General features: G+C 70.5%; 17 protein-coding genes. 5 read left to right on the forward strand and 12 right to left on the reverse strand.

Translation table 11 applies throughout. From position 1 onward, the window contains the following. Window positions 1–325 precede the first annotated feature (325 nt). The 8 genes from ACFC1R_RS16925 to ACFC1R_RS16960 all read right to left on the reverse strand — a co-directional run bounded on the left by ACFC1R_RS16925 (window position 326) and on the right by ACFC1R_RS16960 (window position 9,978). Window positions 326–1,855 carry a CoA-acylating methylmalonate-semialdehyde dehydrogenase gene (locus ACFC1R_RS16925; RefSeq protein WP_375939215.1) on the reverse strand — a complete coding sequence of 510 codons (1,530 nt, stop codon included), beginning with the start codon at window positions 1,853–1,855 and terminating at the stop codon, window positions 326–328. Between the two features lie 218 nt (window positions 1,856–2,073). Then, entirely contained in the window at window positions 2,074–2,217 is a 144-nt protein-coding gene (locus ACFC1R_RS16930) for a hypothetical protein (RefSeq protein ID WP_375939217.1), read from the reverse strand. A gap of 516 nt (window positions 2,218–2,733) precedes the next feature. Then, complete coding sequence (locus ACFC1R_RS16935; protein WP_375939219.1) at window positions 2,734–4,128, reverse strand: NAD(P)/FAD-dependent oxidoreductase; 1,395 nt, start codon at window positions 4,126–4,128, stop codon at window positions 2,734–2,736. An 84-nt stretch (window positions 4,129–4,212) separates the two neighbouring features. Next, entirely contained in the window at window positions 4,213–5,016 is an 804-nt protein-coding gene (locus tag ACFC1R_RS16940) for an ABC transporter permease (RefSeq protein WP_375939221.1), read from the reverse strand. Beyond that, the gene (locus ACFC1R_RS16945) at window positions 5,016–5,939 is read right to left on the reverse strand and encodes an ABC transporter permease (protein WP_375939223.1); all 924 of its coding nucleotides are present in this window, start codon (window positions 5,937–5,939) and stop codon (window positions 5,016–5,018) included. The genes ACFC1R_RS16940 and ACFC1R_RS16945 overlap by 1 nt, the downstream gene beginning before the upstream one ends. Then, on the reverse strand, window positions 5,936–7,081 hold the full coding sequence (locus ACFC1R_RS16950; protein WP_375939225.1) for an ABC transporter ATP-binding protein: 1,146 nt from the start codon (window positions 7,079–7,081) through the stop codon (window positions 5,936–5,938). Before ACFC1R_RS16950 ends, ACFC1R_RS16945 begins: the two co-directional genes overlap by 4 nt. Window positions 7,082–7,148: 67 nt before the next feature. Then, window positions 7,149–8,399 (reverse strand): spermidine/putrescine ABC transporter substrate-binding protein, encoded by a 1,251-nt coding sequence (locus ACFC1R_RS16955; protein WP_375939227.1) that lies wholly within the window; start codon window positions 8,397–8,399, stop codon window positions 7,149–7,151. Between the two features lie 61 nt (window positions 8,400–8,460). Beyond that, the gene (locus ACFC1R_RS16960; RefSeq protein ID WP_375939229.1) at window positions 8,461–9,978 is read right to left on the reverse strand and encodes a gamma-aminobutyraldehyde dehydrogenase; all 1,518 of its coding nucleotides are present in this window, start codon (window positions 9,976–9,978) and stop codon (window positions 8,461–8,463) included. A gap of 306 nt (window positions 9,979–10,284) precedes the next feature. Here ACFC1R_RS16960 and ACFC1R_RS16965 point away from each other — a divergent pair, with 306 nt between their 5' ends. After that, complete coding sequence (locus ACFC1R_RS16965) at window positions 10,285–11,982, forward strand: PucR family transcriptional regulator (RefSeq protein ID WP_375939231.1); 1,698 nt, start codon at window positions 10,285–10,287, stop codon at window positions 11,980–11,982. Window positions 11,983–11,989: 7 nt separating this feature from the next. On the opposite strand, the gene ACFC1R_RS16970 is transcribed toward ACFC1R_RS16965, so the two are convergent. The 3 genes from ACFC1R_RS16970 to ACFC1R_RS16980 form a co-directional block, all read right to left on the reverse strand. Continuing rightward, window positions 11,990–13,147, reverse strand: coding sequence for a spermidine/putrescine ABC transporter substrate-binding protein (locus tag ACFC1R_RS16970; protein ID WP_375939382.1), 1,158 nt, complete (start codon window positions 13,145–13,147; stop codon window positions 11,990–11,992). Between the two features lie 108 nt (window positions 13,148–13,255). Beyond that, window positions 13,256–14,614: an aspartate aminotransferase family protein gene (locus ACFC1R_RS16975; RefSeq protein WP_375939233.1), complete on the reverse strand. Its 1,359-nt coding sequence runs from the start codon at window positions 14,612–14,614 to the stop codon at window positions 13,256–13,258. Window positions 14,615–14,796: 182 nt separating this feature from the next. Next, window positions 14,797–16,242, reverse strand: coding sequence for a gamma-aminobutyraldehyde dehydrogenase (locus tag ACFC1R_RS16980; protein ID WP_375939236.1), 1,446 nt, complete (start codon window positions 16,240–16,242; stop codon window positions 14,797–14,799). Window positions 16,243–16,507: 265 nt separating this feature from the next. On the opposite strand from ACFC1R_RS16980, the gene ACFC1R_RS16985 reads away from it, so the two are divergent. The 4 genes from ACFC1R_RS16985 to ACFC1R_RS17000 all read left to right on the forward strand — a co-directional run bounded on the left by ACFC1R_RS16985 (window position 16,508) and on the right by ACFC1R_RS17000 (window position 20,537). Beyond that, the gene (locus ACFC1R_RS16985; RefSeq protein WP_045301249.1) at window positions 16,508–16,981 is read left to right on the forward strand and encodes an Lrp/AsnC family transcriptional regulator; all 474 of its coding nucleotides are present in this window, start codon (window positions 16,508–16,510) and stop codon (window positions 16,979–16,981) included. After that, on the forward strand, window positions 16,978–18,369 hold the full coding sequence (locus tag ACFC1R_RS16990) for an aspartate aminotransferase family protein (RefSeq protein ID WP_375939238.1): 1,392 nt from the start codon (window positions 16,978–16,980) through the stop codon (window positions 18,367–18,369). Before ACFC1R_RS16985 ends, ACFC1R_RS16990 begins: the two co-directional genes overlap by 4 nt. A gap of 277 nt (window positions 18,370–18,646) precedes the next feature. After that, complete coding sequence (locus tag ACFC1R_RS16995; protein ID WP_375939240.1) at window positions 18,647–19,375, forward strand: ABC transporter ATP-binding protein; 729 nt, start codon at window positions 18,647–18,649, stop codon at window positions 19,373–19,375. Between the two features lie 13 nt (window positions 19,376–19,388). Beyond that, window positions 19,389–20,537, forward strand: coding sequence for a hypothetical protein (locus ACFC1R_RS17000; RefSeq protein WP_375939242.1), 1,149 nt, complete (start codon window positions 19,389–19,391; stop codon window positions 20,535–20,537). 195 nt (window positions 20,538–20,732) lie between these two features. Here the strand turns inward: ACFC1R_RS17000 and rlmN are convergent, their stop codons facing one another. Beyond that, window positions 20,733–21,833: a 23S rRNA (adenine(2503)-C(2))-methyltransferase RlmN gene (gene rlmN, locus ACFC1R_RS17005; protein WP_375939244.1), complete on the reverse strand. Its 1,101-nt coding sequence runs from the start codon at window positions 21,831–21,833 to the stop codon at window positions 20,733–20,735. Between the last annotated feature and the right edge of the window lie 94 nt (window positions 21,834–21,927).

Below are 21,927 nucleotides of genomic sequence, written 5' to 3' on the forward strand. Positions count from 1 at the left end.
GAAGAAGTGGTGTTTCAGAGGATTGGCCGCCCCGGGACCGTCCGCGCCGATGCGTGTCCGGTGCTCCCTGCCGAGCGACTAGAGAACACTACCCCTCCCCACTGAGTGATGCAAACGAGCGACAGCGAGCAGCTCGGAGGGCTGCCGGGTCCGTCCCGCACATCCACCGTGCGGAGTCGGACCCGACAGCCCTCCGAGCCTCACAGCCCCAAGGCTCAGCCTCAAGGCGCCAAGCCCCCGAACGGGCCCGATCCCGGAGCCGGACCCAGGGCCGGAGCCAATCCCAACCCCCTGGGCCGGTCCTGGCCCCGGGCCCGGCCCAGGATCAGGAGTTGGTCGGGAAGCCCAGATTGATGCCACCGTGCGAGGGGTCGAGCCAGCGCTGGGTCACGGCCTTGCCACGGGTGAAGAACTGGACGCCGTCGGCTCCGTAGGCGTGGGCGTCACCGAAGAGCGATGCCTTCCAGCCGCCGAAGGAGTAGTAGGCGACCGGGACCGGGATCGGCACGTTGATGCCGACCATGCCGACCTCGACCTCGTGCTGGAAGCGCCGGGCGGCGCCGCCGTCGTTGGTGAAGATCGCGGTGCCGTTGCCGTAGGGGTTGGCGTTGATGAGCGCCAGGCCCTCGTCGTAGGAGTCGACCCGGACCACCGACAGCACCGGGCCGAAGATCTCGTCGTTGTAGACCGACATGCCGGGCTTCACGTGGTCGAAGAGGGTCGGGCCGAGCCAGAAGCCGTCGGCGGTCGGGGTACCGGCGGCGTCCTCGCCGGCGATCAGGTGCTTCCGGCCGTCGACGGCCAGTTCGGCGCCGTCGGCGAGGCCGGACTCGACGTACGAGGTGACCTTGTCCCGGTGCTGGCCGGTGACCAGCGGACCCATCTCGGAGTCGCCGTTGCAGCCGGGGCCGACCTTGAGGGTCGCCATCCGCTGCTTGATCTTGTCGACCAGCTCGTCGCCGATCGGGTCGACCGCGACCAGGACCGAGACGGCCATGCAGCGCTCGCCGGCCGCGCCGAAGCCCGCGTTGATGGCAGCGTCCGCGCTGAGGTCGAGGTCGGCGTCCGGGAGGACCAGCATGTGGTTCTTGGCGCCGCCGAGGGCCTGCACGCGCTTGCCGTAGCGGGTGCCGGTCTCGTAGACGTACCGGGCGATCGGGGTGGAGCCGACGAAGCTGACGGCCTTGATGTCGGGGTGCTCCAGCAGTCGGTCGACCGCGACCTTGTCGCCGTGGACCACGTTGAACACGCCGTCGGGCAGGCCGGCTTCCTTCCACAGCTGGGCCATGAAGTTGGCGGCGGACGGGTCCTTCTCCGAGGGCTTCAGAACGACCGTGTTGCCGGCCGCGATGGCGATCGGGAAGAACCACATCGGCACCATGGCCGGGAAGTTGAACGGCGAGATGATCGCGACCGGGCCGAGCGGCTGGCGGATCGAGTAGACGTCGATGCCGGTGGACGCCTGCTCGGTGAAGCCGCCCTTGGACAACTGCGGGATGCCGCAGGCGTACTCGACGACCTCCTGGCCACGGGCCAGCTCGCCGAGTGCGTCCGAGTGCACCTTGCCGTGCTCGGAGACGATGATCGAGGCGAGCTCGTCCTTGCGGGCGTTGAACAGCTCGCGGAAGGCGAAGAGCACCTGGGTGCGCCTGGCGACCGAAGCGTTGCGCCACTCGGTGAAGGCCGAGGCAGCGGCTGCGACGGCCTGGTCGACCTCGGCGATCTCCGCGAAGTCCACCTGGCCGGTCACCTGGCCGGTGGCCGGGTCGAAGATGTCACCGCGGCGCGGCGCGGCGCCGGCGGTGACGACGGGGGCGCCGTCGATCCAGTGGGTGATGTGCTTGCTCAAGGTCATCCTCCGAAGTTCCGTACGGCTCGCCTGCCGCCGGTCCCTTGTGCGGCGCCCCCGGCATGGGGCCGGGCGACGGGATTACGGCGCTACCGCGCTCGACTTCCAGTCTGAGGACTGCGAAGGCGGGTCTCAACGAACAGCATGACGGGGATCCGGGATTCAGCCTTACAGGTCGTCGGAGGGTCCCCGTGGACCGAGGCGTCAGCCACGACGGCGGCCGCTCACCTCGTCCGGTACAGCTCGGCGGCGGCCTCGTGCAGGGCCAGCTCGAAGAGGACCGGCTCGGTGAGCGCGCCGGATCCGTCGGGCGGCACCAGCCGGCGGACGCCGCTGCTGCCCAGCCGGTCGGGGTGCGGAAGCACCACCCAGGTCCCCGCCCCGGCACCACCCAGGTCCCCGCCCCGGCACCACCCAGGTCCCCGCCCCGGCGCCGCGCAGCCCGGCGCCGACCCAGCATGCAGCGGTGCCGACCGGCACCAGGAACCCCGGGTGCTCGTCACCGAAGTCGGCGTAGACCGGGCCGGGCCGGGCCGTCCGGGGCAATCGACTCGGCACGGCGAGCGTCCGGTGGCCGAGGTGGCCGAGGTGGCCGGGCGCCAGCAGGACGTCCGAGCTCTCGCCTGCGGGTACCAGCAGCAGACCGGCCGGGCCGACGGCGGCGCAGCCGGCCAGTCCGGTGCAGCGGTACAGGGGGGTGTACTCCATCGCGTGTCCTCCCTGGTCGGACGGCTACCAGGGAGAGGCGAGCCGGCCGCGGTCATTGCACGGTTCGCGGCAGGAGCACCCGCACTTCGGGGGCGCGTCCCCGAAGTGCGGGACGCGCCCCCGACCGTCCTCGGAGGGGGAGCCCCGAACACGGGTGAGCCGACGGACGTCGGACGTCAGCTGTCGAAGCCGAGGCCGAGCCGGTCGAGCGTGCGCAGCCAGATGTTGCGCTGTCCGCCGTTGTGGTCGGAGCGGTCGAGCGACCACTTGGTCATCTCGATGCCGGCCCAGCGGACCGGCTCGGGCGGGAACGGCAGCGGCTTGCTGCGGACCATCTCCAGCGCCGTGCGCTCGGTCAGCTCGCCCGCCAGCAGGTCGAGCATGACCTCGGCGCCGAACCGGGTCGCTCCGACGCCCAGGCCGGTGAAGCCCGCCGCGTAGGCGACGCGTCCCTTGTAGGCGGTGTCGAAGAAGGCGGAGAAGCGGCTGCAGGTGTCGATCGCACCGCCCCAGGCGTGGGTGAACCGGACGCCCTCCAGCTGCGGGAAGGTCTGGAAGAACTGGCGCGACAGGGTGCGGAAGGTCTCCGGCCGCTGGTCGTACTCGGCCCGGACGTGGCTGCCGTAGTGGTAGATGGTGTCGTAGCCGCCCCAGAGGATGCGGTTGTCCGCGGACAGCCGGAAGTAGTGGAACTTGTTGGCGCTGTCGCTGAGGCCCTGCCGGTTGGCCCAGCCGATGGCGGCGAGCTGCTCGGCGGTGAGCGGCTCGGTCATCAGCGCGTAGTCGTACACCGGGACGATGTACGGCCGGACCCGCTTCACCAGGGACGGGAAGACGTTGGTGCCGAGCGCGACGCGGCGGGCGAAGACCCGGCCGTAGGGAGTGCGGACGGCCATGCCGCTGCCGTACTCCGCGAGGTCCAGGGCCTTGGTGCGTTCGAAGACGCGTACGCCCTGGGCGAGGCAGGCGTCCTTGAGGCCCCACGCGAGCTTGGCCGGGTGGAGCATGGCCACGCCGTCCCTGTCCCAGAGGCCACCGAGGAAGGTGGGCGAGTCGACCTCGGCGCGCAGGGCTTCGGCGTCGAGCACGGTCAGGTCGAGGCCATACTGGGCGACGGCTTCGGCGACCTCGTGCAGTTCCTCCAGCTGGTGGGGCTGGGTGGCGATGTCGATCTCGCCGGTGCGCTCCCACTCGGCGTCGATGGCGTAGCGCTTGAGGGTGTCCTCGATGGCCTGGAGGTTGCCCGCGCCCTGGCGCTCCAGCTCGGCGAGTTCGCCGGGCCAGCGCGCCAGGCCGTTGCCGAAACCGTGGGTCAGGCTGGCGGCACAGAATCCGCCGTTGCGCCCGGAGGCCGCCCACCCCACCTCGTGGCCCTCGACCAGGACGACGTCCAGCGAGGGATCACGCTCCTTGGCGATGAGTGCGGTCCACAGGCCGGAGTAGCCGCCGCCGACCACGAGCAGGTCGCACTTGGTGTCTCCGACCAGCGCGGGCAGGGCCTGCGGCCGACCGGGATCCTCCAGCCAGAAGGGGGTGGGCTGAGCATCACTGAGCGCACGGGCAGAGTCCATGCTGTATCAGCTACTTTCTGATGATCGTAGTTGATCGGAGTGTGATCGGGTGATCAGTAGTGGTGGAAGAGGTGGGACATGGGGTCAGGACCGCGCCTTCCGACGGTTGCCGATCCACTGGCCGGCGACGGTCAGTGCCACCGCGGCGATGAACATCGCGGTGCCGATCACGTTGACCTGGACCGGAATGCCGCGCTGGGAGGCGCCCCAGACGAACATCGGGAAGGTGACCGTGGTCGGCCCCGAGTTGAACTGGGTGATGATGAAGTCGTCGAAGGAGAGCGCGAAGCTGAGCAGCGCGCCGGCCGCGATCCCGGGGGCCGCGAGCGGCAGGGTGATCTTCAGGAAGGTCTGGGTCGGGGTGGCGTAGAGGTCCTGCGCGGCCTGCTCCAGCCGGGGGTCCATGGACATCACGCGCGCCTTGACGGCGGTGACCACGAAGCTGAGGCAGAACATGATGTGCGCGATGAGAATGGTCAGGAAGCCGAACTGGATCCGCATGTTGAGGAAGAGCGTGCCCAGCGAGGCAGCCATCACCACCTCGGGCATGGCCATCGGCAGGAAGATCAGCGCGGTGGTGGCCGCCCGGCCGCGGAAGCGGTAGCGGGCCAGCGCGAAGGCGACCATGGTCCCGAGCACGGTGGCGCCGATGGTGGCGAGCGTCGCGATCTGCAGGCTCAGCGAGAGCGAGCCGCACATGTCGGCGACACCGCAGGGGTTGGTCCAGGCGTCGGTGGAGAACTGCGCCCACTCGTAGTTGAACTTGCCGACGGGCTTGTTGAACGAGAAGGCGAAGACCACCAGGTTGGGCAGCACCAGGTAGGCGAGGGCGAGGATGCCGGCCAGCACCACCAGGTGCTCACGGATCCACTTGAAAATCCTGGACATCAGACCAGTTCCTCCGTCCCGGCCTTGCGCATGTAGACCGTCACCATGCCCAGGATCAGGGCCATCAGAATGAAGCTCAGAGCAGCCGCGGTCGGGTAGTCGAGCACGTTCAGGAACTGCTTCTGGATCCCGTTGCCGACCATCTGCTCGCTCGGCGAGCCGAGCAGCTGGGCGTTGATGTAGTCACCGGAGGCCGGGATGAAGGTGAGCAGCGTGCCCGCGACCACACCGGGCAGCGAGATCGGGAAGGTGACCTTGCGGAAGGTGGTGAACGGCCGCGCGTACAGGTCGCCCGCCGCCTCGTGCAGCCGGGGGTCGATCCGCTCCAGCGAGGTGTAGAGCGGAAGGATCATGAACGGCAGGAAGTTGTACGTCAGACCGCAGACCACGGCGAGCGGGGTGGCGAGCACCCGGTGGCCGGAGGTCAGCCCGACCGCGTCGGTGATGCTCAGCAGGTGCAGGGTGTTGAGCGCGCCCACCACCGGACCGCTGTCCGACAGGATGGTCTTCCAGGCCAGGGTGCGGATCAGGAAGCTGGTGAAGAACGGTGCGATCACCAGGATCAGGATGACGTTCCGCCAGCGCCGGCTCGCCTTGAAGGCGATGGTGTACGCCAGCGGGTAGCCGATCGCCAGGCACAGCACGGTGGCGATGGCCGCGTAGCTGAACGAGCGGACGAAGTGCCACTTGTACTCGTCCAGCGCATCCCAGTAGGTGGCGAAGTGCCAGGTCAGCTTGAAGCCCTGCTCCAGCGAGCCGGTCTGCAGCGAGGTGGAGCCCTGGTAGACCAGCGGTACCGCGAAGAAGACCACCAGCCAGGCGATGCCGGGGAGCAGCAGCCAGTAGGCGGTGAGCTTCCGCCGGGGCTTGGTGGCGTCCAAGGGTATGACCTGGGGCGGTGCGGCCTCGGTGGTGGTGGTCACGCCGCCTCCTCCCCGGTGCCGGCGTCGATCGCCTGGGAGGCGTCGAGGCCGAAGGAGTGGGCCGGGTTCCAGTGCAGGACCACGGGGGCGCCGGGCACGATCCGGCTGTCGCGCTCCATGTTCTGCTCGAAGACGGCGATCTCCTGGCCGGCCTCGGAACGGACCACGTACTGGGTGGAGACGCCGATGAAGCTGGAGTCGGACACCGTGCCGGTGAGGCTGTTGCGGCCGTCGGGGACGGTCTCGGAGGCGTGCGCGATGGTGATCTTCTCGGGGCGGACGCCCAGGTGGATCCGGGTGGCCTCGGTGGTGCAGCGGGCCGCGGGCACCGCGAGCCGGGCGCCGGAGGCACTGAGCAGCAGGTCCTCTCCGCTGCGGCCGGTGACCTCGGCGGGGATCAGGTTGGACTGGCCGAGGAAGTTGGCCACGAAGGTGGTGGCCGGGTTCTCGTAGAGCTCGGCGGGGGCACCGAGCTGTTCGACCCGGCCGCCGTTCATCACCGCGATGGTGTCGGCCATGGTCATGGCCTCCTCCTGGTCGTGGGTGACGTGGACGAAGGTGATGCCGACCTCGGTCTGGATCCGCTTGAGCTCCAGCTGCATCTGGCGGCGCAGCTTGAGGTCGAGGGCGCCGAGCGGCTCGTCGAGCAGCAGGACCTGGGGGTGGTTGATCAGCGCGCGGGCGACCGCGACGCGCTGCTGCTGGCCGCCGGAGAGCTGGTGCGGCTTGCGCCGGGCGAACGGGCCGAGCTCGACCAGGTCGAGCATCTCCTCGACCTGCTTCTTGACGTCCTTCTTGCCGCGCCGGCGCAGGCCGAAGGCGACGTTCTCGAAGATGTCGAGGTGCGGGAAGAGCGCGTAGCTCTGGAAGACGGTGTTCACCGGGCGCTTGTAGGGCGGGAGCGCGGTGACGTCCTGCCCGCCGATCAGGACGGTGCCGCAGCTGGGCTCCTCCAGACCGGCGATCATCCGCAGCGTGGTGGTCTTGCCGCAGCCGGAGGCGCCGAGCAGGGCGAAGAAGGACCCCTGGGGGATCGTCAGGTCGAGGGGGTGGACGGCGGTGAAGTCGCCGTAGGTCTTGCCGATGCCGGTGAGGCGGACGTCTCCGCCGGCCGTCGCCGCGTCGCGCAGCTGCTCAGTCATGGTGTCTCTCTGTCAGGTGCCGTACTACAGATGCAGGGGCCGATGTGGGGGTCGGACGCCGATCGACTCAGGCGCCGATCAACTTGGAGAACTTGCCCTCGAAGTCCGTCTCCTCGGCCTCGGTGAGCGTACGGAAGACGTGAACCTTCGCGGCCATCTCCGGGGTGGGGACGACCAGCGGGTTCTCGGCGACGTCGGGGGCGAGCCTGGCGAGCTCGTCCTTGATGCCGGCGACCGGGGACACGTAGTTGATGCCGGCCGTGAGTTCGGCTGCGATCTTCTGCTGATAGTAGAAGTTGATCAGCAGTTCGGCGTTCTTCTTGTGCCGGGCCCTGGCGGGGATCAGCATGTTGTCGGTCGAGGCGACGTACCCCTGCTCGGGGATGACGAACTCGATGTCGGGGTTGTCCGCCCGGAGTTGGATCAGGTCACCGCCCCAGGCCAGGCAGGCGGCGATGTCCCCGGAGGACAGCTCCTGGCCGTAGTCGTTGCCGGTGAACTTGCGGATCTGCTTGTCGTCCACGCCCTTCTGCAGTCGGGCGATGGCGGCGTCGAAGTCCCCGGTGGTGACCTTCGCCGGGTCCTTGCCCTGGTCCAGCAGCACCATCCCGACGGTGTCGCGCATCTCCGAGAGGAAGGTGACCCGGCCCTTCAGCTCGGGGTCGTCCAGCAGCTGGGTGACGCTGCTGACCGGCTTCCCCCTGGTGGCCTTGCGGTTGTAGGCGACGACCACCTGGATGCCCGCCCAGGGGTAGGAGTACTGGTTGCCCGGGTCCCAGTCGGGGACGCGGAAACGATTCTCCACATGCAGGATCGCGTTGGTGACGTTCGCCGGGTCGAGCCGCTGCACCCAGCCGAGCCGGATCAGCCGGCCGGCCATCCAGTCGGTGAGCACCATCAGGTCCCGGCCGGTGTCCTGGCCGGCCGCCAGTTGCGGCTTGATCTTGCCGAAGAACTCGACGTTGTCGTTGACGTCCTCGTTGTACCTGACCTTGACGCCGGTGGCCGCGGTGAACTCGTCGAGGGTGGGGTGCCGGTCCTTGTTCTTCTCGTCGACGTCGATGTACAGCGGCCAGTTGGAGAAGTCGACCACCTTCTCCGAGTCGGAGAGGTCCTTGACGGAGTCGTCGACGGCCTCACCGGTACTGCGCGTCGCGGGCGGGATGCCGCAGGCCGCGAGACTCCCGGCACCGAGCGCGAGGCCCGCGCCGCGCAGCAGGGTGCGGCGGCTCAGCGCGGCCCGGCCGTTGGTCAGGCTGCGTTCCCACGCCTTGCGGACGGGTTCGGGCAGGCCGTCGGCTATCTCGTTGAGCTCCATGCGGGGACACCCTCCTGGGGGAAGAGGCGGGGAGCCGGTGGGGGTCGGCTCCCCGGCGGGGTCATCTGTCTCCGAAGATCGTGCGGTGCCAGTCCTTGCGGGCCACCGCCGTCGTGTCGTACATGACGTGCTTGACCTGGGTGTACTCGTCCAGCGAGTACTGCGACATGTCCTTGCCGTAGCCGGAGGACTTGTAGCCGCCGTGCGGCATCTCGCTGATGATCGGGATGTGGTCGTTCACCCAGACGCACCCGGCCGCGATCTCCCTGGTGGCGCGCAGCGAGCGGTGGACGTCCCTGGTCCAGGCGGAGGCGGCCAGACCGTACGGGGTGTCGTTGGCCAGCCGCAGCCCGTCCTCGTCGCTGTCGAAGGGCAGCGCGACCAGCACCGGGCCGAAGATCTCGCCCTGGACCACCTCGCTGTCCTGGGCGACGTCGGTGATCAGGGTGGGGAGGTAGTACGCCCCGAGCGAGAGGTCGGTGCCGTCGTGGCCCTTGACGGGGGCCTCGCCGCCGGTGACGACGGTGGCGCCGTAGGAGCGGGCGCGCTCGACGAAGCCGGCCACCCGGTCCCGGTGGGTGTACGAGACCAGGGGGCCGAGGTCGGTCTGCGGGTTCAGCGGGTCGCCCAGGCGGATCGCCGCGAACAGCTCGGCGACACCCGCGACGAAGGCGTCGTACAGCGGGCGCTGGACGTACGCGCGGGTGGCGGCGGTGCAGTCCTGCCCGCTGTTGATCAGCGAGGCGGCGACCGCGCCGTGGACCGCGGCCTGGAGGTCGGCGTCGTCGAAGACCACGAACGGGGCCTTGCCGCCGAGCTCCAGGTGGGTGCGCTTGACGGTGGCGGTGGCCAGCTCGGCGACCCGCTTGCCGACCCCGGTGGAGCCGGTGAAGGAGACCATCGCGACGTCGGGGTGGGAGACCAGGTGCTCACCGGCGGTGCGGCCGGCGCCGGTGACCACGTTCACCACGCCGTCCGGGATGCCCGCCTCGGTGCACGCCTGGGCGAACATCAGCGAGGTCAGCGGGGTCAGCTCGGCGGGCTTGAGCACGATGGTGTTGCCCGCGGCGATCGCCGGGAGGATCTTCCAGGCCGCCATCTGCAGCGGGTAGTTCCACGGCGAGACGGAGCCGACCACGCCGATCGCCTCGCGGCGCACGTACGAGGTGTGGTCGCCGGAGTACTCCCCCGCCGCCTTGCCCTCCAGGTTGCGGGCCGCCCCGGCGAAGAACGAGGTGTTGTCGACCGTGCCCGGAACGTCGAACTCGGTGGACAGCTTGATCGGCTTGCCGGTCTGCGCGGTCTCCACCCGGGCGAACTCCTCGGCCCGTTCGGCCAGCACGCCCGCCAGCTTCAGCAGCGCCTGGGAGCGGGCGCCCGGGGTGGCACCGGACCACTGCGGCAGGGCGGCCCTCGCGGCGGCGACCGCGGCATCGACATCGCCGACCGACGCGAGCACGACCTCCTTCACCACGCTGCCGTCCGCGGGGTTGACGACCTGGAAGGGCTCCGTGCCGGTGCCCTCCGTCAGGCGGCCCGCGATGTACTGCGCGCCCGCGCTGAGACTGGTCAGGTCCATCAGGTTCCTCCATGTGCCCGGTGATTCGACGGCCGCGCGCCGGGTGACTGCTCACCGCGGGGCGGCCCGGGGAGAGCCAGTGAACCACCTGCCGGGATGCGCGATCCTGACAGGCGAGGATGGCTTCCACAAGGGATTCCGCCGTTGCCGTCTGGTTACGCCACGGATTCCGACCGCGATGTCCGGCGTGCTCCGCTTGCCGTTCCGCTGACCTTGCCTGCTGGGGCAGCCGGGTGACAAGGACCACTCCGACAGGCCGCCCGGCAACGGCCTTACAAGGTGCAAGGCCGACAGGGCGTCGGGGCAATGGATGATTTCCTTGACACCCTGATCGACTGGAGGCCCGCGATGCTCCCCACCGTCGCCCGCGTACTCGACCTGGACGTGATGCGACGCGGCCTGCCCGAGGTGGTGGCCGGCGCCGCCCACCTGGAGCGCCCGGTGCGCTGGGTGCACGTCAGCGAGCTGCCCGACGTCGCCGGGATGCTCCAGGGCGGTGAGCTGGTGCTGACCACCGGCATCGCGCTGCCCGAGGACCGGGACGGTCTGGCCAGGTACGTGCGGGAGCTGGACGAGGTCGGGGTCGCCGGGCTGGTGATCGAGTTCGGCCGTCGCTACTTCGACAACCTCCCGCGCGCCCTGGTGCACGCCGCCGAGCAGTGCGGACTGCCGCTGATCGCGCTCCGTCGCGAGCTGCGGTTCGTCGCCGTCACCGAGGCGGTGCACGCCCTGGTGGTCAACGCCCAGCTGGAGCAGCTGCGCACCTCGGAGACGGTCCACCAGGTCTTCAACGAACTGGCCGTCGAGGGCGCCGAACCGGTCGAGGTGGTCCGCCAGGTGGCCCGGATGGCCGGTCGCCCCGTGGTGCTGGAGAACCTGGCGCACCAGGTGCTCACCCACGACCCGGCCGGGCGTTCGGAGAGCGAGCTGCTGGAGGGCTGGGAGCGCCGCTCGCGCGGGGTCCGCCCGGCCGGCCGGACCGGTTACGACCCGCGCAGCGGCTGGCTGGTCACCACGGTCGGCGCGCGCGGCCAGGACTGGGGCCGCCTGGTCCTGGTCGAGGAGCCCGTCCCGCTGCCCGCCGACACCCCGCATCCGCACGCGATGCTGCTGGAACGCGGCGCCGCCACCCTGGCGCTGAACCGGCTGGTGGTCCGCGACCGGGAGAGCCTGGAGCGGCAGACCCACCGCACCCTGCTCTCCGGCATCCTGACGCACTCGCTGACCGTCTCCGAGGTGGCCCTGCGCGCCCAGGCGCTGGGCGTGCCGCTGGAGAGCCGCCGCCTGGTCGGAGTGGTGCTGCGCCAGCGCCGCGGCCCGATCCCGGCCGCCCTGGAGGCACAGGCCAGACTGCGCGACTTCACCGAACTGGCCGCCACCGCGATCCGCACCAGCCGCCTGACCGCCCTGGTCGGCGCACTGGACGACGAGGGCGTCGGCCTGCTGATCGCGCTCGGCTCACAGCAGGACGAGCACGCCGCCCTGGAGTCCTTCGCCACCACGCTGCGCAGGCTGGTGACGGACGGCTCCCGGGACGCCTCGGCGCCCGCGCCCGAGCCGGTGATAGCGGTGGGCTCCTCGGTGGGCTCGGTCCGGGACGCCCGGCGCACCCTGCTGGAGGCGACGCAGGTCGCCGACGCAGCCCTGCACGACGCCCCCGGCGGCCGCTCCGCCTCCTACTACCGGTTGCCCGACGTCCGGCTCCGCGGCCTGCTGCACCTGCTGCGCGACGACGCACGGCTGCAGACGTACGTCGAGCGCGAGCTGGGCCCGCTGCTCGCGTACGACGCCGAACACGGCGGGCAGCTGGTGCAGATGCTGCGGATCTACCTGGACCAGGGCCGCAACAAGTCGGCGGCGGCGGATGCGGCGCACCTGTCCAGGCCGTCCTTCTACGACCGGCTGCACAAGGTCGAGCGGATCCTCGGCGTCGACCTCGACCAGGTGGAGTCCTGCCTGTCGCTGCACGTCGCACTGCTCGCGCTGGACGCCGTTCGGCGCTGAGCCGGCGTCAGACGCCCGCCACCTTGCCCCAGATCTGGTGGTACCCGGGCCGTTCCTCGGCCTTGACGTCCCGCATGGTGTGCAGCTTGCCGCGGATCTCCTCGGTCGGGAAGATCAGCGGCTCGTCGGCGAGGGCGGCCTCGTCCTTGTCCGTGCTGTCGGCCAGCACCTCGCGGGCAGCCGGGACCGGGCAGATGTACTGCACGAAGGCGGCCAGCTTGGCGGCCACCTCGGGCTGGTAGTAGTAGTCGATCAGCTGCTCGGCGTTCTGCTTGTGCTCGGCCTTGTTCGGGATCATCAGGCTCTCGGCCCAGAGCTCGGCGCCCTCCTCCGGCACCACGAACTCGATGTCCGGGTTGTCGGCCTTCAGCTGGATCGCGTCACCCGAGTAGGCCTGGCAGGCGATCGCCGCGCCCGAGGCCAGGTCGCTGGTGTAGTCGTTGCCGGTGAACCGGCGGATCTGCTTGCGGTCCACCATCTTCTGCACCAGGTCCATGGCCCTGTGCGCGTCGTCGGCGGTGAACTTGGTGATGTCGGCGCCCTGGGACAGCATCAGCAGGCCGAGCGCCTCGTCCATCCCGGCGAAGAGCGTGACCCGGCCCTTGAGGTCCGGCGCCCACAGGTCGGCGGTGGACTTGATCTCCCGGCCGAGCGCCTTGCGGTTGTACGCGATCCCGGTGATCCCGGACTGCCACGGCACGCTGGCCCTGCGCCCGGGGTCGAAGGCGGGGTTGCTCAGCTGCGGGTCCAGGTACTTGGTGACGTGCGGCATCCGCTCCCGGTCCATCGACTGCACCCAGCCCAGGTTGACGTAGCGCCCGGCCATCCAGTCGCTGATCACCATCAGGTCCCGGCCCGGCTTGCCGCCCTGGGCGAGCACCGGGCTGATCTTGCCGAAGAACTCGTCGTTGTCGTTGATGTCCTCGGTGTAGGTGACCTCGACACCGGTCCGCCGGGTGAACTCGTCCAGGGTCGGACGGCGACCGGTCTTGGGGTCGACGTCGATGTACTGCGTCCAGTTCGAGAAGGTCAGCGTCCTGTCCTGCTCCGAGCGGTCGGGCGCCGAGCGCCGCTCCTGGGGCACGTACGCGGCGGGGATGCCGCAGCCCGACAGCGCGGCCGCGCCGAGCAGGCCGGTGGCGCCGAGGACGGCGCGGCGGGACATGGTTGAGCGCATGGTCGTACTCCTGGGCAGCGAACGTGGGGGAGGAGGGCGTGGCAGGGGACGGCCCCGGGCCATGGGGGTGCCCGGGGCCGCTTCGGCGACGGTCTGTCAGACGGTGTGCGCGTCGGTCAGGGTGAGCGCCTCGTCGAGGATCGCCAGACCGGCCTTGGCCTCCTCCTCGGTGATGGTGCAGGGCGGAACCACGTGGAAGCGGTTCATGTTGACGAACGGCCACAGGCCCTGCCGCTTGCAGGCGGCAGCCAGCTCGGCCATCGGCGCGTTGGCGGCACCGGCGGCGTTGTACGGCACCAGCGGCTCGCGGGTCTCGCGGTTCCTCACCAGGTCGAGCGCCCAGAAGACACCGAGGCCGCGCACCTCGCCGATCGACGGGTGACGCTCGGCCAGCTCGCGCAGGCCGGGGCCGAGCACATTCTCGCCGATGCGCTTGGCGTTCTCGACAATGCCCTCCTCGGCCATCACCTCGATGGTGGCGACGGCGGAGGCGCAGGCCAGCGGGTGTCCCGAGTAGGTGAGCCCGCCGGGGAAGGGCCGCTCGGCGAAGGTGGCCGCGATCTCGGCGGAGATCGCCACCCCGCCCAGCGGGACGTACCCGGAATTGACGCCCTTGGCGAAGGTCATCAGGTCGGGAACCACACCCCAGTGGTCGGCGGCGAACCACTCGCCGGTCCGGCCGAAGCCCGCCATCACCTCGTCCAGGATGAAGACGATCCCGTACCGGTCGCAGATCTCCCGCACCCCGGCCAGGTAGCCGGCCGGCGGGACCAGGATGCCGGCGGTGCCGACCACGGTCTCCAGGATGATCGCGGCCACCGTGCCCGGCCCCTCGAAGGCGATCGTCTGCTCCAGGTGGGCCAGCGCGCGCTCGCACTCCTGCGCCTCGTTCTCGGCGTGGAAGTTGGACCGGTACGGGTACGGGCCCCAGAAGTGCACGATGCCCGAGACACCGGTCTCACTGGCCCAGCGGCGGGGGTCGCCGGTCAGTGCGATCGCGTTGGCGGTGGCGCCGTGGTACGAGCGGTAGGTGGAGAGCACCTTGTGCCGACCGGTGTGCAGCCGGGCCAGCCGGATGGCGTTCTCGACGGCCTCGGCACCGCCGTTGGTGAAGAAGATCTTGTCGAGGTCGCCCGGGGTGCGCTCGGCGATCAGCCGGGCCGCCTCGCTGCGCGACTCCACGGCGAAGCCGGGCGCGATGGTGCAGAGCTTCGCGGCCTGCTCCTGGATCGCGGCGACCACCTTCGGGTGCTGGTGCCCGATGTTGGTGTTCACCAGCTGCGAGGAGAAGTCGAGGTAGCGGTTGCCGTCGTAGTCCCAGAAGTACGAGCCCTCGGCACCGGCCACCGCAAGGGGGTCGATCAGTGCCTGGGCGGACCACGAGTGGAATACGTGCGCGCGGTCGGCGGCCTTGACGGCCTGGCCGGCGGCAGAGTCAGCGGTGGGGATGCTCATGGCGTAAGCGTAGGGAATCACTCCCCTGGCCTGCAGTTGCATCTTGTCAGGCGGTCCGCCCCGCCACCGACAGCCTGACAGGCAGCCGGGCGGACAGCGGCGCGGGGAGCCGCGCGACCAGACCCTTCGGTGGAGGTGCCTGGTGTCGCGCGCGGCTCCCCGCGCCGGACGACCGTGGACCCTTAGATCGCGGTCATGACGTGCTTCACGCGGGTGTAGTCCTCGAAGCCGTACGAGGACAGGTCCTTGCCGTAGCCGGACTTCTTGAAGCCACCGTGCGGCATCTCGGCGACCAGCGGGATGTGGGTGTTGATCCAGACGCAGCCGAAGTCCAGGCGGCGGGACATCCGCATGGCGCGGGCGTGGTCCTTGGTCCAGACCGAGGAGGCCAGCGCGAACTCGACACCGTTGGCGTAGTCGACGGCCTGGTCCTCGTCGGAGAACTTCTGCACGGTGATGACCGGGCCGAAGACCTCGTTCTGGATGATCTCGTCGTCCTGCTGCAGGCCGGAGACCACGGTCGGGGCGTAGAAGTAGCCGACCTCGCCGACCCGGTGGCCACCGGCCTCGACCTTGGCGTGGGCGGGGAGCCGGTCGATGAAGCCGGAGACCTGCTTCAGCTGGTTGGCGTTGTTCAGCGGGCCGTACAGGACGTCCTCGTCGTCGATGCCGCCGGTCTTGGTGTCGGCGGCCGCCTTGGCGAGGGCCTCGACGAAGGCGTCGTGGATGGACTCGTGCACCAGCACGCGGGTGGCGGCCGTGCAGTCCTGGCCGGCGTTGAAGAAGCCTGCGACCGAGATGCCCTCGACGGCCTCGGCGATGTCGGCGTCCTCGAAGACCACGACCGGGGCCTTGCCGCCCAGCTCCAGGTGAACGCGCTTGACGTCCTTGGACGCCGACTCGGCGACCTGGATGCCGGCGCGCACCGAGCCGGTGATGGAGGCCATCGCCGGGGTCCGGTGCTCGACCATCAGGCGGCCGGACTCGCGGTCACCGCAGATCACGTTGAAGACACCGGCCGGGAGCTCCAGCTCCTCGAGCACGCCGCCGATGATCTCGGCCAGCAGCACGGTGGAGGCCGGGGTGGTGTCCGAGGGCTTGAGGACCACGGTGTTGCCCGCGGCGATCGCCGGGGCGAACTTCCAGACGGCCATCATCATCGGGTAGTTCCACGGCGCGACCTGGGCGCAGACACCGACCGGCTCACGACGGATGATCGAGGTCATCCCGTCCATGTACTCACCGGCGGCCTTGCCCTCCAGCAGGCGGGCGGCACCGGCGAAGAAGCGGATCTGGTCGGCCATCGGGCCGATCTCCTCGGAGCGGGTCAGCCCGCGCGGCTTGCCGGTGTTGCGGCACTCGACGTCCACCAGCTCGTCGGCGCGCGCCTCGACCGCGTCGGCGATCTTCAGCAGCAGCTTCTGCCGGACGCTCGGGGTGGCATCGCGCCAGATCGGGAAGGCCGCGGCCGCCGAGGCCATCGCCGCGTCCACGTCCGCCGCGCCGGACAGCGGCGACGTCGCGTACACCTCGCCGGTGGTCGGGTCGATCACGTCCAGCGTGCGGCCGTCAGCCGCATCGACGAACTCGCCGTTGATGTAGTTGCGCAGCGTACGAAGCTCGCTCACGGGTCTCTCCTCGGTCTGGGCCTGCGGCGTTGCAGAATCCGGCGTCAGGGTACCTCCGACGCCGAGTGGCCGGGGCCTGCGAGCCGCGTTCCACTGGTGGGTGTGCGCGCCTGCGCGCGCTCCCGGTCAGACTACCTGTCGCACTGCGGTTATCGACAGGGACCGAGCACGAAGGCAACGCAATCCGTACCCATTTTTCGAAACCACGACGAAATCAGCAGCACACGGGCTTGCACGACGGAAGTGGATCAGGCACAGTGGCGACGTGGCCAACCGCGACCGGAACGCCAGCGTTCCCCTCGACGCCGCCTCCAAGGCGATCATCGAGCAGCTCCAGGAGGACGGGCGCCGCCCGTACGCCGCCATCGGCAAGGCCGTCGGCCTGTCCGAGGCGGCCGTGCGGCAGCGGGTCCAGAAGCTGCTCGACCAGGGCGTGATGCAGATCGTCGCCGTGACCGACCCCCTCACCGTCGGGTTCACCCGTCAGGCGATGGTCGGGATCACCGTCGAGGGTGACGTGGAACCCGTCGCCGACGCGCTGGCCGCCCTCGACGAGGTCGACTACGTGGTCTGCACCGCAGGCTCGTTCGACCTGCTGGCCGAACTGGTCTGCGAGGACGACGAGCACCTGCTCGAAATGATCAACAAGCGCATCCGCGCGCTTCCCGGCGTGCGGAGCACCGAGAGCTTCGTTTATCTGAAGCTCCGGAAACAGACCTACACCTGGGGCACCCGATGACAGCCGACCCGGCGCAGAAGGACCTTTCCAAGACCGCCTACGACCACCTGTGGATGCACTTCACCCGCATGTCGTCGTACGAGAACTCGCCCGTCCCCACCATCGTTCGCGGTGAGGGCACCTACGTCTGGGACGACAAGGGCAAGAAGTACCTGGACGGCCTCGCCGGCCTGTTCGTCGTCCAGGCCGGTCACGGCCGCGAGGAGCTGGCCGAGGCCGCCGCCAAGCAGGCCAAGGAGCTGGCCTTCTTCCCGGTGTGGAGCTACGCCCACCCGAAGGCCGTCGAGCTGGCCGAGCGCCTGGCCAACTACGCGCCGGGCGACCTGAACAAGGTCTTCTTCTCCACCGGTGGCGGCGAGGCCGTCGAGACCGCCTGGAAGCTCGCCAAGCAGTACTTCAAGCTGACCGGCAAGCCGACCAAGTACAAGGTCATCTCCCGTGCGGTCGCCTACCACGGCACCCCGCAGGGCGCCCTGTCCATCACCGGTCTGCCGGGTCTGAAGGCCCCGTTCGAGCCGCTGGTGCCGGGCACCCACAAGGCCCCGAACACCAACATCTACCGCGCCCCGGAGTTCCTGGAGCGCGACGGCGTGGTGGACCCGGAGGCGTACGGGCGCTGGTGCGCCGACCAGGTCGAGCAGGCCATCCTGTTCGAGGGTGCGGACACCGTCGCCGCCGTCTTCGTCGAGCCGGTGCAGAACGCCGGTGGCTGCTTCCCGCCGCCGCCCGGGTACTTCCAGCGCCTGCGCGAGATCTGCGACCGCCACGACGTACTGCTGGTCTCGGACGAGGTCATCTGCGCCTTCGGCCGCCTGGGCACCATGTTCGGCGCCGACAAGTTCGGCTACCTGCCCGACATGATCACCTGCGCCAAGGGCATGACCTCGGGTTACTCCCCGATCGGCGCCACGATCATCTCGGACCGCATCGCCGAGCCGTTCTACAAGGGCGACAACACCTTCCTGCACGGCTACACCTTCGGTGGCCACCCGGTGTCGTCCGCGGTCGCGCTGGCCAACCTCGACATCTTCGAGCGCGAGGGCCTGAACCAGCACGTGCTCGACAACGAGTCGAAGTTCCTGGGCACCCTGAACAAGCTCCGTGACCTGCCGATCGTCGGCGACGTCCGCGGCAACGGGTACTTCTACGGCATCGAGCTCGTGAAGGACAAGACCACCAAGGAGTCCTTCAACGACGAAGAGATCGAGCGCGTGCTCTACGGCTTCCTGTCGAAGGCGCTCTTCGACAACGGCCTGTACTGCCGTGCCGACGACCGTGGCGACCCGGTCATCCAGCTGGCCCCGCCGCTGATCTCCGACCAGTCGACCTTCGACGAGATCGAGCAGATCCTGCGGAGCACGCTGACCGACGCCTGGGCGAAGATCTGAGGACCCCCGGTCTCTCTGTCCCACCCTCCGCCGAAGGGCGGTCCCGCCTCCGGGCGGGGCCGCCCTTCGGCGCTTCCGGCCGCCGGCGGCCGTCCGGAGGAGCCGGGCGGGCTTCCGGAGGGCGAACTCCGGGAAATATCGGCAGATCGGAGAGAACCGGCACGCCGGATTAGGGCGATTTTGACCATGAATGAGCCAGTGTGCCGCAACCTCAGCGCGACCTTGTCGTTCTAATCTGACGACTGTCATATCCCCATCGGCACCAGGATGGATCTCCATGTCAGCGGCCCCGCCCGACAACGACGTGCTCTGGGCCCGAGGGATCGTCAAGTCCCACCACGGCACCCCCGCCCTGCGCGGCGTCTCCATCGGCGTCCGGGACGGCGAGGTACTCGCCGTCACCGGGCCGCGCGGCTCCGGCAAGAGCACCCTGCTCGGCTGCCTCTCCGCGCTGCTCCCGGTCGACGACGGCGAGGTCTGGTTCAACAGCTCGCCCGTTCACACCCTGACCCGCGCCGGACGGGAACGGCTCCGCCGCGACCGCTTCGGCTTCGTCGGCTCCGAACCGCACCTGGTTCCCGAACTGACGGCCCGGGAGAACGTCGCCCTGCCGCTGCTGCTCTCCGGGGCCGGGCACAAGGCCGCCTACGGCTCCGCCACCGAGTGGCTGGAGCGCCTCGACGTCGCCGACTGTGCCGCCCTCCGCCCCGGCGAACTGATCCAGAGTCAGCGCCAGCGGATCGCCGTCGCCCGCGCCCTGGCCCCGCTGCCCCCGGTGGTCTTCGCCGACGACCCCACCGCACCACTGCACCGCGAAGCCCAGGACCAGGTCCTGCGGATACTGATCACCGCGGTCCGCTCGCACCAGCTCACCCTGGTGCTCGCCACCCACGAGCCGGAGCTGGCCCGCTTCGCGGACCGTACCGTCGCCCTGGTCGACGGCAGGCTGGCCACCCCGGTCGCCCCCGTCCCGCGCGGCGTCTCGCCGGTCTCCGCCGGGCGCTGAAAGGGGCCTCTCGGTGCTTTACCTCCGCCTGGTCAGGGGCTACCGGATGGCCGACTTCGGCCGCTGGCTGCTCACCGCCACCGCCGCCGCGGCGGTGGCCGCCCTCCTGCTCCGCGCCCTGGGCCACGCCCTCGGCGAACCCTCCGGAGCCTCGGTCGAACGGCTGCTGTGGTGCCTCCCACCGCTCGCCGCCGTCGGCTGGTTCGCCGCCGTCGCCGCCCGGGCCCTGCCCACCGCACGCCCCGAACGGATCACCGGTCTGACCGCTGCCGGCGCCGGCCCCGGCAGCATCCGCACCATGATCGCCGGGGAGACCGCCCTCGCCTGCGCCCTCGGCAGCGGGCTCACCCTGCTGGCCTTCCTGATCCTGCGCAACGACATCGCCGGCGCCTCGCTGGCCCCCGCGGTCGGCCTCGGCCTCCCGCTCCCGATCGCCGCTCCGGTCACCCTGCTGCTCCTGGTCCCGCTGGTGGCCGGCGCATCGGCGGCCGCGGCCGTCCCACTCACGGACGCCCTGCCGGGACACCCCGAACTCCCCCACCGCCCCGACTTCGGCGCCCTGCGGCTCGCCCTGCCCGCCGGACTGGTCCCGATCGGCCTGACCCTCGAACTGTACGGGCTGCGCCCGGGCGCGGCCCAGGACGGACGGCCGGTCGCCCTGCCCGCCGGACTCGGCACCACCAACACCGCCGCCCTGGTCGGCTGGGCCTTCGCGGCCCTCGGCCTGGCGCTGCTCACCGCCCCGCTGCTGGCCTGGGGCGGACGACTGCTGGCCCTGGGCCGTCCCACCCCGCTGCGTCTGCTCGCCGCACGCGGGCTCACCGCCGAGGCGCCCCGGCTGGGCGCACCCCTGGCGGTCCTCGCACTGAGCCTGGCCGCCGGACTGGCCGCCGTCCGTTACTGGGTCCGTAGGCCCGGCACCGTCGAGGTGGTGCCCGCGGTGGAAGCGGCACTCATCGTCGGCTGCGCGGTGGCGGCGGTCCTGATCCGGGCCGCACAGATCCGCAACTCCCGGCGGGGCGTGACAGCGGTGCTGCTCCGGCTCGGGGCCGCGCCCCGGTTGCTGCTCGGGGCCGCAGTGCTGCGTACGGCGGCCGCCGGAACCGTGCTGCTGGTCACCGGCGGCCTGACCGCCGCGCTGGCGGCGGGCGCCCTGCGGTAGGTCCGCTCCGGCTCACAGCGGCCGACTCGTCCCGTTCCGGGTCCGGTCCGGTCCGTTCCGGGTCCGGTCGGGCTCGGCGCACCGCGGAGACCGCGCACCGTCAGCCGTGGAAACGCACCAGGGGCGCGGGGCTCCGCGCGACCGGCCCGGTGAAGGCACAGGTCGTGTGGGGCCCCGCGCCCCTGGAAGATCCGGTCAGCCGGCCGCGGCCAGCTGACCGCAGGCGCCGTCGATCTCCTGGCCCCGGGTGTCGCGGACGGTGGTCGGCACACCGTACGCCTGGAGGCGGCGGACGAACTCGCGCTCGTCCTCTGGCCGGGAGGCCGTCCACTTGGAGCCCGGGGTCGGGTTCAGCGGAATCAGGTTGACGTGCACCCGGTGGTTCTTGATCAGGCGGCCCAGCAGATCGGCGCGCCATGCCTGGTCGTTGATGTCCTTGATCAGCGCGTACTCGATGGAGATCCGGCGGCCGGACTTCTCCGCGTAGTTCCAGGCCGCGTCGAGGACCTCGGCGACCTTCCATCGGGTGTTCACCGGGACCAGCTCGTCGCGCAGCTCGTCGTCGGGGGCGTGCAGCGAGAGCGCGAGACGGCAGCTCAGGCCCTCGTCCGCGAGCCGGTTCATGGCCGGAACGAGGCCGACCGTCGAGACGGTGATGCCACGCTGGGAGAGCCCGAAGCCGTCCGGGGCCGGGTCGGTGAGGCGGCGGATGGCGGACAGCACCCGGTTGTAGTTGGCGAGCGGCTCGCCCATGCCCATGAAGACCACGTTGGACAGGCGCGCCTCGCCGCCCGGGATCTCGCCGTCCTTCAGTGCCCGCATCCCGGCCGCGATCTGCTCGACGATCTCGGCCGTGGAGAGGTTGCGGGTCAGACCGGCCTGACCGGTGGCGCAGAACGGGCAGTTCATGCCACAGCCGGCCTGCGAGCTGATGCACATGGTGACCCGGTCCGGGTAGCGCATCAGCACGGACTCGACCAGGGTGCCGTCGAAGAGCTTCCAGAGCGTCTTGCGGGTGGCGTCGTCGTCGCAGGACACGTGCCGGACCACCGACATCAGCTCGGGCAGCAGCGCCTCGGTGAGCTTGCCGCGGGAGGCGGCGGGGATGTCCGTCCACTGGCCCGGGTCGTTCGACATCCGGCCGAAGTAGTGGTTCGACAGCTGCTTGGCGCGGAACGGCTGCTCGCCCAGCTCGGCGACGGCCTCCTTGCGCTCGGCGGGGCTGAGGTCGGCAAGGTGTCGCGGGGGCTTGGCGCCGCGCGGCGCGACAAAGGTCAGTTCTCCGGGCTTAGGCATGGTTGTTCCAGTGTCGCAGATCGGCGAAGTGCTCTTGGAAGGCTGCGCTGTCGGGCGGAGAACCGTGCTGCCGGACGCACAAGGCCCGGACGCG

It is taken from the genome of Kitasatospora sp. NPDC056138 (assembly GCF_042264695.1).
GTDB lineage: Bacteria > Actinomycetota > Actinomycetes > Streptomycetales > Streptomycetaceae > Kitasatospora.

Excerpts from the sequence above, each read along its gene's own strand:
- ACFC1R_RS16955 (WP_375939227.1), bottom strand. The coding sequence starts at position 8,399 with ATGGAGCTCAACGAGATAGCCGACGGCCTGCCCGAACCCGTCCGCAAG.
- ACFC1R_RS16940 (WP_375939221.1), bottom strand. The coding sequence starts at position 5,016 with ATGTCCAGGATTTTCAAGTGGATCCGTGAGCACCTGGTGGTGCTGGCC.
- ACFC1R_RS16950 (WP_375939225.1), bottom strand. The coding sequence starts at position 7,081 with ATGACTGAGCAGCTGCGCGACGCGGCGACGGCCGGCGGAGACGTCCGC.
- ACFC1R_RS16970 (WP_375939382.1), bottom strand. The coding sequence starts at position 13,147 with ATGTCCCGCCGCGCCGTCCTCGGCGCCACCGGCCTGCTCGGCGCGGCC.
- ACFC1R_RS16990 (WP_375939238.1), top strand. The coding sequence starts at position 16,978 with ATGACAGCCGACCCGGCGCAGAAGGACCTTTCCAAGACCGCCTACGAC.
- ACFC1R_RS16995 (WP_375939240.1), top strand. The coding sequence starts at position 18,647 with ATGTCAGCGGCCCCGCCCGACAACGACGTGCTCTGGGCCCGAGGGATC.
- ACFC1R_RS16960 (WP_375939229.1), bottom strand. The coding sequence starts at position 9,978 with ATGGACCTGACCAGTCTCAGCGCGGGCGCGCAGTACATCGCGGGCCGC.
- ACFC1R_RS16925 (WP_375939215.1), bottom strand. The coding sequence starts at position 1,855 with ATGACCTTGAGCAAGCACATCACCCACTGGATCGACGGCGCCCCCGTC.
- ACFC1R_RS16965 (WP_375939231.1), top strand. The coding sequence starts at position 10,285 with ATGGATGATTTCCTTGACACCCTGATCGACTGGAGGCCCGCGATGCTC.
- ACFC1R_RS16935 (WP_375939219.1), bottom strand. The coding sequence starts at position 4,128 with ATGGACTCTGCCCGTGCGCTCAGTGATGCTCAGCCCACCCCCTTCTGG.
- rlmN (WP_375939244.1), bottom strand. The coding sequence starts at position 21,833 with ATGCCTAAGCCCGGAGAACTGACCTTTGTCGCGCCGCGCGGCGCCAAG.
- ACFC1R_RS16975 (WP_375939233.1), bottom strand. The coding sequence starts at position 14,614 with ATGAGCATCCCCACCGCTGACTCTGCCGCCGGCCAGGCCGTCAAGGCC.